This window comes from Halomonas sp. hl-4, assembly GCF_900215475.1.
Classification (GTDB): domain Bacteria; phylum Pseudomonadota; class Gammaproteobacteria; order Pseudomonadales; family Halomonadaceae; genus Vreelandella.
Genome location: NZ_LT907845.1, coordinates 2,156,815 through 2,170,235, shown reverse-complemented (window position 1 = coordinate 2,170,235; position 13,421 = coordinate 2,156,815). Strand labels below are relative to the sequence as shown.

General features: G+C 55.4%; 11 protein-coding genes and 2 rRNA genes. 7 read left to right on the top strand and 6 right to left on the bottom strand.

Translation table 11 applies throughout. The features are described from left to right. The first annotated feature begins 198 nt into the window (after positions 1 to 198). Together CPH17_RS10295 and rrf are read left to right on the top strand one after the other, a co-directional pair. Positions 199 to 3,185, top strand: a 23S ribosomal RNA gene (locus CPH17_RS10295). Between the two features lie 150 nt (positions 3,186 to 3,335). Then, positions 3,336 to 3,451: ribosomal RNA gene (rrf, locus tag CPH17_RS10290) — 5S ribosomal RNA — on the top strand. Positions 3,452 to 3,676: 225 nt separating this feature from the next. Here the strand turns inward: rrf and hisC are convergent. Next, positions 3,677 to 4,738: a histidinol-phosphate transaminase gene (gene hisC / locus CPH17_RS10285; RefSeq protein WP_074397642.1), complete on the bottom strand. Its 1,062-nt coding sequence runs from the start codon at positions 4,736 to 4,738 to the stop codon at positions 3,677 to 3,679. Between the two features lie 161 nt (positions 4,739 to 4,899). On the opposite strand from hisC, the gene CPH17_RS10280 reads away from it, so the two are divergent. From CPH17_RS10280 to mnmH, 4 genes are all read left to right on the top strand, one after another. Continuing rightward, on the top strand, positions 4,900 to 5,346 hold the full coding sequence (locus CPH17_RS10280; protein ID WP_074397641.1) for a copper resistance protein NlpE N-terminal domain-containing protein: 447 nt from the start codon (positions 4,900 to 4,902) through the stop codon (positions 5,344 to 5,346). A gap of 77 nt (positions 5,347 to 5,423) precedes the next feature. Beyond that, a complete protein-coding gene (gene radA, locus CPH17_RS10275; RefSeq protein ID WP_074397640.1) occupies positions 5,424 to 6,797 on the top strand; it encodes a DNA repair protein RadA in 1,374 nt (457 codons plus the stop codon). 54 nt (positions 6,798 to 6,851) lie between these two features. Then, entirely contained in the window at positions 6,852 to 7,889 is a 1,038-nt protein-coding gene (selD, locus tag CPH17_RS10270) for a selenide, water dikinase SelD (protein ID WP_074397639.1), read from the top strand. Beyond that, the gene (gene mnmH, locus CPH17_RS10265; protein WP_074397638.1) at positions 7,886 to 8,992 is read left to right on the top strand and encodes a tRNA 2-selenouridine(34) synthase MnmH; all 1,107 of its coding nucleotides are present in this window, start codon (positions 7,886 to 7,888) and stop codon (positions 8,990 to 8,992) included. The genes selD and mnmH overlap by 4 nt, the downstream gene beginning before the upstream one ends. A 1-nt stretch (position 8,993) precedes the next feature. On the opposite strand, the gene CPH17_RS10260 is transcribed toward mnmH, so the two are convergent. Continuing rightward, positions 8,994 to 9,680 (bottom strand): type 1 glutamine amidotransferase, encoded by a 687-nt coding sequence (locus tag CPH17_RS10260; RefSeq protein ID WP_074397637.1) that lies wholly within the window; start codon positions 9,678 to 9,680, stop codon positions 8,994 to 8,996. Positions 9,681 to 9,799: 119 nt separating this feature from the next. Between CPH17_RS10260 and CPH17_RS10255 the strand changes: the two genes are divergently transcribed. Further along, positions 9,800 to 10,399: a YjaG family protein gene (locus CPH17_RS10255; RefSeq protein ID WP_074397636.1), complete on the top strand. Its 600-nt coding sequence runs from the start codon at positions 9,800 to 9,802 to the stop codon at positions 10,397 to 10,399. A gap of 38 nt (positions 10,400 to 10,437) precedes the next feature. Here CPH17_RS10255 and hisF read toward each other — a convergent pair whose 3' ends face one another. From hisF to hisB, 4 genes are all read right to left on the bottom strand, one after another. Then, complete coding sequence (gene hisF, locus CPH17_RS10250) at positions 10,438 to 11,211, bottom strand: imidazole glycerol phosphate synthase subunit HisF (protein WP_074397635.1); 774 nt, start codon at positions 11,209 to 11,211, stop codon at positions 10,438 to 10,440. After that, the gene (gene hisA / locus CPH17_RS10245; RefSeq protein WP_074397634.1) at positions 11,208 to 11,954 is read right to left on the bottom strand and encodes a 1-(5-phosphoribosyl)-5-[(5-phosphoribosylamino)methylideneamino]imidazole-4-carboxamide isomerase; all 747 of its coding nucleotides are present in this window, start codon (positions 11,952 to 11,954) and stop codon (positions 11,208 to 11,210) included. The genes hisF and hisA overlap by 4 nt, the downstream gene beginning before the upstream one ends. Positions 11,955 to 11,965: 11 nt before the next feature. Further along, positions 11,966 to 12,607 (bottom strand): imidazole glycerol phosphate synthase subunit HisH, encoded by a 642-nt coding sequence (gene hisH, locus CPH17_RS10240; RefSeq protein WP_074397633.1) that lies wholly within the window; start codon positions 12,605 to 12,607, stop codon positions 11,966 to 11,968. A 65-nt stretch (positions 12,608 to 12,672) separates the two neighbouring features. Beyond that, complete coding sequence (gene hisB / locus CPH17_RS10235) at positions 12,673 to 13,266, bottom strand: imidazoleglycerol-phosphate dehydratase HisB (RefSeq protein ID WP_074397632.1); 594 nt, start codon at positions 13,264 to 13,266, stop codon at positions 12,673 to 12,675. Between the last annotated feature and the right edge of the window lie 155 nt (positions 13,267 to 13,421).

Below are 13,421 nucleotides of genomic sequence, written 5' to 3'. Positions count from 1 at the left end.
AAAAGAAGAAAGGTCTTTTCTCTTTTTTTAACGTGAAGAAAACGCTTATCACTGCGCATAGCAGTCGCTCTTTAACAATGTATATCATGCTGACAGGAACGTGTGTTGAACACGTTCCTACGTAATTGTTTTGTGATACGTCTCAAGCGTATCCGGCAATCGTTATCATTGCGAACCCCAGACTCCTTCGGGTTATAGGGTCAAGCAATGAAGCGCACACGGTGGATGCCTAGGCAGCCAGAGGCGATGAAAGACGTGGAAGCCTGCGATAAGGCTCGGCGAGGTGGCAAACAACCTGTGACCCGGGCATTTCTGAATGGGGAAACCCACCGATCACAAGATCGGTATCCTGTCCTGAATCTATAGGGCCAGGAGGCGAACCAGGGGAACTGAAACATCTAAGTACCCTGAGGAAAAGAAATCAACCGAGATTCCCCTAGTAGCGGCGAGCGAACGGGGACCAGCCCTTAAGCATGTGACTGATTAGGCGAATGCGTTGGGAAGCGCGGCCGTAGCGGGTGATAGCCCCGTAGTCGAAAGTCTGATCATGTGAAATCGAGTAGGTCGGGGCACGAGAAACCTTGACTGAAGACGGGGGGACCATCCTCCAAGGCTAAATACTCCTGGCTGACCGATAGTGAACCAGTACCGTGAGGGAAAGGCGAAAAGAACCCCGGAGAGGGGAGTGAAATAGATCCTGAAACCGTGTGCGTACAAGCAGTAGGAGCCCACTTGTTGGGTGACTGCGTACCTTTTGTATAATGGGTCAGCGACTTATATTCAGTGGCGAGGTTAACCGTATAGGGGAGCCGTAGGGAAACCGAGTCTTAACTGGGCGACACAGTCGCTGGATATAGACCCGAAACCGAGCGATCTATCCATGAGCAGGGTGAAGGTTGAGTAACATCAACTGGAGGCCCGAACCAGGATCTGTTGAAAAAGATTTGGATGACTTGTGGATCGGAGTGAAAGGCTAATCAAGCTCGGAGATAGCTGGTTCTCCTCGAAAGCTATTTAGGTAGCGCCTCACGTATCACCGCCGGGGGTAGAGCACTGTTTCGGCTAGGGGGTCATCCCGACTTACCAACCCGAGGCAAACTCCGAATACCGGTGAGTGCGAGCGTGGGAGACACACAGCGGGTGCTAACGTCCGTTGTGAAAAGGGAAACAACCCAGACCGTCAGCTAAGGTCCCGAAATCCTGGTTAAGTGGGAAACGATGTGGGAAGGCTCAGACAGCTAGGAGGTTGGCTTAGAAGCAGCCATCCTTTAAAGAAAGCGTAATAGCTCACTAGTCGAGTCGGCCTGCGCGGAAGATGTAACGGGGCTAAACCAGGTACCGAAGCTACGGGTGTGCCTGCATCACTTAAGACTATTCGCTTAACGTCGCGACGCGACGTTCAAGCGCTCCCCGAACGTCGAGTTCGGTGGGGATGAGTAGAGTAGGCTTAAGGATGCAGGCACGCGGTAGAGGAGCGTCGTGTACGCCGATGAAGGTGGATTGAGAAGTCTGCTGGAGGTATCACGAGTGCGAATGCTGACATGAGTAACGATAAAGGGAGTGAAAAACTCCCTCGCCGGAAGACCAAGGGTTTCTGTTCGACGCTAATCGGAGCAGAGTGAGTCGGCCCCTAAGGCGAGGCCGAAAGGCGTAGTCGATGGGAAACGGGTCAATATTCCCGTACCGGACATGGTTGCGATGGGGGGACGAAGAAGGCTAGATGAGCCAGGCGTTGGTAGTCCTGGTGAAAGTCCGTAGGCTGAGGGTTTAGGTAAATCCGGACCCTTAAGGCCGAGAGACGAGACGAAGACACCACGGTGTTGAAGTCATCGATGCCACGCTTCCAGGAAAAGCCTCTAAGCTTCAGATCATGTGCGACCGTACCCCAAACCGACACAGGTGGTCAGGGTGAGAATCCCAAGGCGCTTGAGAGAACTCGGGTGAAGGAACTAGGCAAAATGGTGCCGTAACTTCGGGAGAAGGCACGCCGGCGTATTGTGAGAGCCCTTGCGGCTTAAGCGAGAACCGGTCGAAGATACCAGGTGGCTGCAACTGTTTATTAAAAACACAGCACTCTGCTAACGCGCAAGCGGACGTATAGGGTGTGACGCCTGCCCGGTGCCGGAAGGTTAAATGATGGTGTTAGGATTCGTCCGAAGCTCTTGATTGAAGCCCCGGTAAACGGCGGCCGTAACTATAACGGTCCTAAGGTAGCGAAATTCCTTGTCGGGTAAGTTCCGACCTGCACGAATGGCGTAATGATGGCCACGCTGTCTCCACCCGAGACTCAGTGAAATTGAAATCGCCGTGAAGATGCGGTGTACCCGCGGCTAGACGGAAAGACCCCGTGAACCTTTACTATAGCTTCACACTGGACGCTGATGTTGCCTGTGTAGGATAGCTGGGAGGCTTTGAAACTCGGACGCCAGTTCGGGTGGAGCCAACCTTGAAATACCAGCCTGGCATCATTGGCGTTCTCACTCAGGTCCGTTATCCGGATCGAGGACAGTGTGTGGTGGGTAGTTTGACTGGGGCGGTCTCCTCCCAAAGCGTAACGGAGGAGCACGAAGGTACCCTCAGCACGGTCGGACATCGTGCAATGAGTGCAAGAGCATAAGGGTGCTTGACTGCGAGACAGACACGTCGAGCAGGTGCGAAAGCAGGTTCTAGTGATCCGGTGGTTCTGTATGGAAGGGCCATCGCTCAACGGATAAAAGGTACTCCGGGGATAACAGGCTGATACCGCCCAAGAGTTCACATCGACGGCGGTGTTTGGCACCTCGATGTCGGCTCATCACATCCTGGGGCTGAAGTCGGTCCCAAGGGTATGGCTGTTCGCCATTTAAAGTGGTACGCGAGCTGGGTTTAGAACGTCGTGAGACAGTTCGGTCCCTATCTGCCGTGGGCGTTGGATGTTTGAGAAGGGCTGCTCCTAGTACGAGAGGACCGGAGTGGACGCACCTCTGGTGTTCCGGTTGTCACGCCAGTGGCATTGCCGGGTAGCTATGTGCGGACGGGATAACCGCTGAAAGCATCTAAGCGGGAAGCCCCCTTCAAGATGAGACATCCCTGAGGCCTAGAGCCTCCTGAAGGGCCCAGCGAGACCAGCTGGTTGATAGGCACGGTGTGGAAGCGCTGCAAGGTGTTGAGCTAACGTGTACTAATGGCCCGTGAGGCTTGACCCTATAACACCCAAGGGGTCTGGTCGTGATGATAACGAACGAGTGTGAGAGCACTCAGAGAACCGGATACGCGCACTGAGCCAAGTGTTTACGACACAGGGCTTGGTAAGAGAGACGCCACAAGACACAGCATGATGTACATTTAAAGTTACGCCTGACGACCATAGCAAGCGTGAACCACCTGATCCCATGCCGAACTCAGCAGTGAAACCGCTTCGCGCCGATGGTAGTGTGGGGTCTCCCCATGCGAGAGTAGGTCATCGTCAGGCACCTATACCGCAGAAAACCCAGCCAACCGGCTGGGTTTTTTGTTGGGCTGAAGGAAACAAGGGGTCTCCCCATGGAGAGTCCCGGAGCGCCGGCCGGATCATCGTCAGGCTCTTATTTAGAAAAGCCCCGAGCACACTGTGCTCGGGGCTTTTTGTTGGGCGGAAGAAAAACAGCTGACAAAAGGCGGCCTGCGCCGCCCAAAGTAAGACTTAGAAAAGAAAAAGTTAAGCGCAGATCGCTTCTAGTGCCTCAATCAAGCTATCCATCTCGTCATCGGTGCCGATGGTGATACGCAGAAAGTTATTGAGCGCTGAGGTGTTAAAGTGACGCACCAGAATGCCGCGTTCGCGTAGACCGGCAAATAACAGTGCACCCGCATAATCAGAATGCTGAGCAAGTAAAAAGTTAGCCTTGGAGGGCAATACCTCAAACCCCAACGCTTCGAGCCGCTGACGAGTACGTTCACGCGTGGTGATAACATGTTCGCGGCAGGCTTCGAAATGCTCTACATCTTTCAGTGCGGCGATGCCGACTAAGCTTGCCAAGCTATCCACTGGGTAAGAGTTAAAGGAGTCTTTTACCCGCAGCAAGCCATCAATCAGTTCCTCGGAGCCCACTGCATAGCCCAAGCGTAAGCCTGCTAGACTGCGGGATTTAGAAAATGTACCAGTGACGAGCAGGTTAGGATAGCGGTCAACCAGCGCCACTGCACTCTCAGCGCCGAAATCGACATACGCCTCATCCACCAGCACCACACGGTCCGTGACCCGCTTAAGCAGTGTCTCGATAGCCTCCAATGAGTGCGCGTGGCCTGTCGGCGCATTCGGGTTGGCGAAGATAACGCCGCTACGATCAGTACCCGCCGCAAGCGCATCAATATCGACTTCCCACTGCTTGTTGAGCGGATGCTTACGCAACTCAACGCCATAAAGATTGGCGTAAACGGGATAGAAACTATAGGTAATCGAGGGGACGTCTAGCGGCGCGCCATGGCGGAAAAAAGCCTGAAAGGCAAAGGCCAGCACTTCATCGGAACCATTACCGACAAACACTTGGCTGCTGGCTACTTTAAACGTCTCCGCCAGCGCTTCACGCAGCGCTGCAGAGGTTGGGTCAGGATATAGGCGTAAGTGATCCGTCGCATAATCGCGCAGCGCTGCGCCGACGCCTGGAGCAGGCGGGTAAGGGTTTTCGTTGGTATTGAGCTTTACAAGTTGCTCGCGTGGCTGCTCACCGGGTACGTAAGGCGTTAGTGTGCGAACGGCCGGACTCCAATATTGGCTCATGAGGGTAACCTGATTATCCTAGCAAGGTTACCCATGGTCGCTTGAAGGCTAACTTAGCGCAAGCATTCGGATCACAGGGGTGGGCGTTGCACCTTGTAGGCGTTATGCTGTCACAAGTGCGCGTAACTGAGAAAATGTCCAACACGATAAGGAGAGACCCAATGCAACTCAGGAGTTTGCTAGCCGGTTCGGCTATGTTGGCACTTATGGCTGGCTGCGCGAGCGGCCCGATGGAGCAGGGCGAAGAAGAGTCCGCTAGTGCGGAGGCAAACTATCAAGGCTCACTGCCATGCCGTAACTGCGATGGCATTGATCTTGATGTGGTTCTGGAAGGTGAAGAAGAAAGTACGGCGGAAGAGCGGACCTTTAGCCTCAATGCGGCCTATCGCAACCATCCGCAAAGCCCACCCGACGAAAATTACGAAGGTAATTGGGAAGTGCTCAGTGGAACACCGTCGGATCCCGATGCCACTGTTTACGAGCTGACCCCTGATGGCGACGGCCAAATCTATTACTTTTTACGTATCGACGACAGCACCTTGGAGTTAATTGACCCTGAGCGCCGTCGTTTTGAAAACGGTGAAACCCTACAGCTTAAACGCCAATAAGGTATACCGTTACACGTGTAAAGGCGGCCACTGGCCGCCTTTTGTGTATGTAATGAATAAAAAGGAGACCCACTGCGGTGGCAAAAGCCAAAAGCGCCTTCGTATGCACTGAATGCGGTGCGGAATATCGTAAATGGCAAGGGCAGTGCTCCAGCTGCCAGGAATGGAACACACTAAGTGAGGTGCGTTTAGCCAGCGCTCGCCCTGGTAGTGGTGCCACTGGCTCTGGCCGCGCTGGCTACGCCGGGGACCACTCCCGACAAATTGTAGACCTGGGGCAGGTGGACCTTAGTGAAGTGCCTCGCCTGACGTCGACGTTTGCTGAGTTTGATCGCGTGCTGGGTGGTGGGCTGGTGCCTGGTTCAGCGGTTCTACTGGGCGGTAACCCTGGAGCCGGAAAGTCGACGCTGCTGCTGCAGACGGCCTGCAAACTGGCCCAACAACGGCGTATTATCTACGTAACGGGAGAAGAGTCGCTTTCCCAAGTGGCCATGCGCGCCCATCGGCTTCAGTTGCCTACCCAGGGGTTGAAGATGCTGGCGGAAACCAGCGTGGAAACCATTCTTGCCGTGGCCGAGCGCGAGAAACCTGAGATTCTGGTGATCGATTCGATCCAAACCATGCATCTTGAAGATATTGCCTCAGCGCCGGGAGGGGTTGCCCAGGTACGTGAGTCTGCCGCGGCGTTGACGCGTTTTGCCAAACAAACGAATACCGTGCTTCTGTTAGTTGGACATGTCACCAAAGACGGCACGTTGGCAGGCCCTAAAGTGCTTGAGCATATGATTGATGCCTCGCTGTTACTGGAAGGTGGGGCCGACTCACGTTTTCGTACGCTACGTGGCCAGAAAAATCGCTTCGGCGCGGTGAATGAGCTGGGGGTGTTCGCCATGCTTGAGCAGGGGCTGAAAGAGGTCAAAAACCCCAGCGCCATCTTTTTATCACGGCAGGAAGAGCAAGCCCCAGGCAGTTTGGTGATGGTGGTGTGGGAAGGCACACGGCCTATATTGGTAGAAGTGCAAGCCTTGGTCGATGAGTCGGCGTTGGGTAATCCTCGCCGTGTTGCGGTTGGGCTAGACCCTAATCGATTGGCGATGCTCCTGGCCGTCCTTAATCGCCATGGTGGCTTGTTTACTGGCGACCAAGACGTATTTTTAAACGTCGTGGGGGGTGTCAAAGTACTTGAAACCAGCGCTGATCTTGCCGTGCTCTTAGCGGTTGTTTCTAGCCTGCAAAATCGTGCACTACCCCGGGAGCTAGTCGTGTTCGGCGAAGTTGGGCTGTCGGGTGAAATACGTCCGGTGCCCAGTGGACAAGAGCGTATTGCCGAGGCGGCCAAACATGGTTTTCAGCGGGCGATCGTGCCACGCGCCAATGCCCCGAAACAACCGCCAAAAGGAATGGAGGTTATCGCTGTGGATAAATTGAGCGATGCGCTCGATGCCCTCTAAAGTTAAGCGCTTGGGGTACACTAAAGTGATATCAATGAGCCAAGGAGAGACGCCATGAGTTCTATTCGATTAACGCAATACAGCCATGGTGCGGGCTGTGGCTGTAAAATTGCCCCGGATGTATTGGATCATATTCTTTCCAAAGCAGGCCCTGCGGCCGCGAGCAAACGACTTATTGTCGGTAATCAGGGGCGCGAAGACGCGGCCGTTTATGACTTGGGTGACGGCCGCGGCATGATTGCCACCACTGATTTTTTTATGCCGATTGTCGATGATCCGTTTGATTTTGGGCGCATTGCGGCCACTAATGCGATCAGTGACGTCTACGCCATGGGCGGTACGCCGGTTATGGCGCTGGGGATTTTAGGCTGGCCGCTGGATAAATTGAGTGCTGACATTGCCGGTGATGTGGTGGCCGGGGCACAAGCGGTTTGCCGCGAGTTGGGGGTCGCGTTGGCGGGCGGACATTCCATTGATGCGCCCGAGCCCATTTTTGGGCTGGCGGTGAATGGCTTGGTGGAACTTGATAAGTTGAAGCTAAATTCTCATGCCAAGCCCGGTGACTTGTTGTTCCTTACCAAACCGATTGGCGTCGGTATGCTGACCACGGCCGAGAAACGTGGCCTTTTAGCGGCGGGGCACCACGGATTGGCCCGTGAAACCATGCTGCAATCCAATCGAATTGGCGTGCCGCTTGCTGATGTTAAAGGCGTTAATGCAATGACCGATGTAACAGGCTTTGGCCTGGCAGGTCATTTGGCCGAAATGTGCCGCGCGAGCCAGGTCATGGCACAGATCGATTTTCGCCGGTTACCACGTTTGGCTGAAGCAGAAAGCTATCGCCGCCAAGGAGCGGTGCCTGGTGGCTCCCAGCGCAATCGCGATGCGCTGGGAAGCGCGCTGCCCAACATGGATGACGCTCATTGGCAGTGGCTGTGCGATCCGCAAACGTCAGGTGGGCTACTTCTAGCTGTGGACCCTGCTTGGGAAGACGACGTAGAACGCATTGGGCGTACCTACGGTTTGGACTTGCAGCCGTTTGGTACGCTGAAAAAGCCTCAGGGGGAGGCACTGATTGAGGTCATCGGGTGAACCTACCGACCGTTCCTGCTGATACCCGTCTCATTCAAAAAGAGTGCCCGTTGATCGACGTACGCGCGCCCGTTGAGTTTGCCAAGGGTGCTTTGCCTGGCGCTGTCAATCTGCCATTGATGGTTGACGATGAGCGCCATCAAGTAGGTATCGCTTACCAAGAGCAGGGGCAGCAAGCGGCGATTGCCCTGGGTAACGACTTGGTGAACGGAACTGTCAAAGAGGCCCGCGTAGCGGCTTGGCGAGATTATGTGAGTCACCACCCCGAAGCGATCATTTACTGCTTTCGCGGTGGCTTGCGGTCGCAAATTGCCCAGCAGTGGCTTGCCGATACAGGCTTGGTCAGGCCGCGTATCGCAGGGGGCTGGAAAGCGCTGCGCCAACGTCTGATCGCCCAAATAGACGTAGCCGCTCAACAACCACTGTTAGTGGTGGCAGGGCTAACGGGCTGCGCTAAAACGGTACTGATTAATCGATTAGCCAACGGCGTTGATCTAGAAGGGTTTGCCCAGCACAAAGGTTCGGCGTTTGGGCGTTCACCTGAACCACCGCCTTGCCAAATCGACTTTGAACACCGTTTGTCAAAGCGATTGCTGGCACTCCCAGGCCCGTTGGTGGTTGAAGATGAATCACGGCAAATTGGTGAAGTGAACGTGCCGCTCAGCTTTTGGGAGACAATGGCGTGTGCGATACGCATACGCGTGGAAATGCCGCTGGATTGGCGGTTGGAACAGCTGCAGCGTGACTATATTCTCGATCTTGAACACGCTTACCAGTTGCGCTACGGACCCGAAGAAGGGTGGCAGCGTATGTGCCAGCAGCTTAGTAACGCATTGATCCGCTTGAAGAAACGGCTAGGAAGCGCCAGGTTGCAACGGCTTCAACGGCTTCAGTCACTGGCCTTCACGGCGCACGAACACGGCAACCCTCAAGCACATGAAGCTTGGTTGGCCCCGCTGCTGACGGAATATTATGACCCAATGTACCGCTATCATTTACAGCGCCAGCGAGACGCTGGCGTGCTGGAATACCATGCCGGGGATTGGGAAAGCTGCCTAGCTGCTGCCCGCCAATGGAGCCTTGACCAAGCAGCAGTCCACTGATTTAGGGTGAGGCGGGGCGAAGCCACTGGCTCATTAATCGGTCAAGCAGAGCGGCCAGCGAGTCAAAGCGTTTGGGGCTTTGGCGTATATCCGCATCAGACTGAATGAAATCGCGGCGTCCTGCGCTGAGTGGATGATGCGCCAGCAGTGGTTCGACGCTTTGCTGCGTGACTTCAAGATGACATAGCAGCCCGATTACACGGCCCGCGTCCCAACTGAAACCCTGAAGCGGTGCTGCTTCGCTACCTCCGCAGGGTAAGGCGTTGTCGGGCAGGCTGAATATATAATGGTGCCACATAAAGGCATCGAACTGTTCGGGGAGGTCCAGGGGACTTTCCGGTGCCAGGTGAATGGTGTGCCAGCCCGATTCGGGGTAAGTGCCGAGGGCGACTACGCTGCCTAGCGCGTCGGCGACCCAAAGCGCTCCTAAGCCAATACCCAGCAAAGGCTTTTGGCCATCGAGATAGCGGTTAATCAGCTTACTTTCGGCTTTGAACCAGTCCGGCGGTTGCTCGACGAAGCTGTCCGGTCCATCAAGCACAATAAGAGCGTCACTGTCGCTGACCCTTGGGGCTAATTCCTCGTTGTAGAGATGAAAAATGGTATAGCTATGCCCCATACTGGTTAGCCAGTCTGTTAACCGGGCTGGACCATGGTCTGGGCCGTGCTGTAGCAGATGGATGTGCATGGTAATCTCCTCGCCGGCCGTACGCGAATGTGTCAACAGAGGCTGCCGACACGATTGTGACGATAACGTATAGTCCCAATATCACCAATAACTTGAGTAAGACAATTTAGGAAAATCGTATGGCGTCCACTAATCCCCCCGGATTTTATCAACGGCTCCAGCAGTTGCCGTTAGCCGCTCAGCAAGCGTTTATGGCCGCGCTCTGTGAGCGGCTCCTGCCTAACTATGCGCTTTATGAACAAACCACAGGGCATGGAGATGGGCATACGCTGCGGGCTGTGCTCAATTTGGTCTGGGAGCGACTTAGTGTGCCTAATGCGAGTATTGATTTTGCGCGTCAGGCAGAAAAACTGGCCGAATGTGAGCCGCCCGAAGACGACGAAAGCTTTGGCGCGCGCCGGGCATTAGATGCAGTAGTGGCGATATCGGCATTGCTGGATACGCTGCAGGATGAGTCCACCGAAGCCGTGCTCGATGTCAGCCGCACCTCCCGGGCTGGTGTGCGTGCCTTTATCGAGCTAACCGAAGGCGAAGAAGATGCCAATGCGCTGGCGTTGCTGATCCGCGACCACCCGCTGACCGAAGACGAAAATAACTTCCAGGACGCGGTGCTGGAAGAAGTATCACAACCGCTCAACAAGGAGACTCTGAAAGCCATTCGCGTACTAGGGCGCAATGGCGGTGTCAGTAATTTGGGGTTATCGCTGGAAGAGGCATAATCTGGCCGCCGAAGAAGGCATCGGCGACCTTGAGCGGACTATAAACGCATATCGATGCCGCGTTCGGCCATATAGCGTTTGGCCTCAGGGATGGTGTATTCACCAAAATGGAAAATGCTGGCAGCTAACACGGCGTCAGCCCCACCTTTCAACACCCCATCAACCAGATGGTCCAAGTTCCCCACCCCGCCTGATGCAATCACCGGTACGCTAACCGCTTCCGCAATGGCATGGGTAACGCCCAGGTCAAAGCCTGATTTGGTGCCGTCGCGATCCATGCTGGTAAGCAGTAACTCACCTGCCCCCAGAGCGACCATTTTCTGCGCCCACTCAATGGCATCCAAGCCGGTCGGGCGGCGTCCGCCATGGGTGAAAATTTCCCAGCGCGGGGACTCGCCTTCGCTGGATACTTTTTTGGCATCAATAGCCACAACAATACACTGGCTGCCGAAGCGCTCAGCCGCTTCATAAACAAAATCAGGGTTAGTCACCGCCGCTGTGTTGATGGAGACTTTATCGGCGCCCGCATTCAGCATGGTGCGAATATCGTCGCAGCTGCGAATCCCCCCACCCACGGTGAGCGGGATAAACACTTCACCGGCAATACGCTCCACCATATCGACCGTGGTGGCGCGGTCTTCGTGGCTCGCGGTGATATCCAGGAAGGTGATCTCATCGGCGCCCTGCTGATTGTAGCGCTTGGCGATTTCGACAGGGTCGCCAGCATCGCGGATACCCACGAAATTTACGCCTTTGACGACCCTGCCTGCATCAACGTCCAGGCAGGGGATAATGCGTTTGGCGAGACTCATGTACGGCCTCCCGTCAGCTGGTCGCTCAGGCGCTGAGCATCGGCAACGTCAAGGCTGCCTTCATAAATCGCGCGGCCGGTGATGGCGCCCAGAATCCCGCTATCAGCGACCTCGCAGAGAGCTTTGATGTCATCAAGGTTGGTCACGCCACCTGAGGCAATGACCGGTAGACCCCCTTCGCGGGCCAGTTGGGCGGTCGCCTCGACATTAACACCTTGCATCATGCCGTCGCGGGCAATGTCGGTGTAAACAATGCTTGATACACCGTCGTCAGCAAAGCGTTTGGCGAGATCGGTGGCCTTGATGGTGGAGACCTCTGCCCAACCGTCGGTGGCCACAAACCCCTCTTTTGCATCAAGTCCGACAATCACATGGCCCGGAAAGGCGCGGCACATATCGGTGACGAAATCCGGCTCCTTCACCGCTTTGGTGCCGATGATCACATACGAAACGCCAGCCTCGAGATAATGCTCAATGGTCTCGGCCGAGCGAATACCGCCGCCAATCTGAATGGGGAGATTAGGGTAGGCGCGGGCAATCGCGGTCACCGCATCGCCATTCACAGGCTTGCCTTCGAAGGCGCCGTTCAAGTCGACCAGGTGCAGGCGGCGTGCCCCTGCGTCCACCCAGCGGGCTGCCATTGCAACGGGGTCATCGCCATAGGACGTCGCGTCATTCATTCGGCCCTGCTTCAAGCGGACACACTGGCCGTCTTTGAGATCAATCGCGGGAATTACCAACATACTCAAACCTCTCAGGGCGTCCAGGTGACAAAGTTTTCTAGTAGGCGTAGGCCTGCACGAGCGCTTTTCTCGGGGTGAAACTGCACGGCGAAGGTGCTGTCGCGGCCGATGGCGACGTGGGCATTCACACTGCCATACTGCGTGGTGCCAAATACGTGGGCGTCATCTGCCGCTTCCACATAGTAGCTATGCACAAAATAGAAATGCTCGTGTTGCTCAATGCCTTCCCATAACGGGTGTGGTTGGCGCTGGTCTAGCAAATTCCACCCCATATGCGGCACTTTAAGACGCTGGTCGTGTTGGTCACGCATAGTGGCTGGAAAGCGATTTACATTGCCTGGGAAAAAGCCTAAGCAGTCAACACCGCCGTTTTCTTCGCTGCGCTCCAGCAACATTTGTTGGCCCACACAGATGCCCAGTAGCGGTTTGGCTTGGCGAGTGAGGATGTCGTCGACCAACCCGCGTAGCTCGGTACGCTCCAGCTCGCCGACGCAGTCGCGGATCGCTCCCTGGCCAGGTAATACCAAGCGGGTGGCACCTAAAATACGCCGCGGGTCACGCGTAATGACCACGTTTTCATGGGTAACGTGCTCAAGTGCCTTTGCTACCGAGTGCAGGTTACCCATTCCATAGTCGATTACAGCAATGGTCATTAAGCGCTCCTTGTGGAGGTAGACAGAGGAAGGTAACAGCGAGTCGCCAACGCGGCTGCCGGGTATTATAAGCTTCCCTTGGTGGAGGGCATTTGGCCCGTCATGCGCGGATCTTCGCTAACCGCCATGCGCAGTGCCCGGCCAAAGGCTTTGAAAATGGTCTCAGCCTGGTGGTGAGCGTTCAGGCCTTTGAGGTTGTCGATGTGCAACGTGACGCGCGCGTGGTTCACAAAGCCCTGGAAAAATTCGCTGACCAATTGGGTCTCGAAGTGGCCGATAGTATCGCGCGTAAAATCGGCATTCATATACAGGCCAGGGCGTCCGGAGAAGTCGACCACCACCCGGGAAAGCGCTTCATCCAGCGGCACATACGCATGGCCATAGCGATAAATGCCGCGCTTGTCGCCCACGGCATCGAAAAATGCCTGGCCAAGCGTGATGCCCACATCTTCGACTGTGTGATGATCATCGATATGCAGGTCGCCCTTTGCGTTGATGTCGAGATCTATCATGCCATGGCGAGCCACTTGGTCGAGCATGTGATCGAAGAAGGGGACTCCGGTTTGGCATGTCAGACGGCCTTCGCCGTCAAGATTGACGCTGACGCTGATCTGCGTTTCGTTGGTGTCACGGCTTACCGTGGCGATACGCGCTGACATCATGCAACTCCTGCGCTATTGCGCACTCTAGAAGAAAGCCGATGGCCCAAATGAACAATACCACCGAGCGATAAGGGCAAATCCGTTGGCAAAGCAGCCATTATAGTGAATCGGTGCCCCTATCCGCTACAATGCGCAAAAGGTAACCGCCTTAC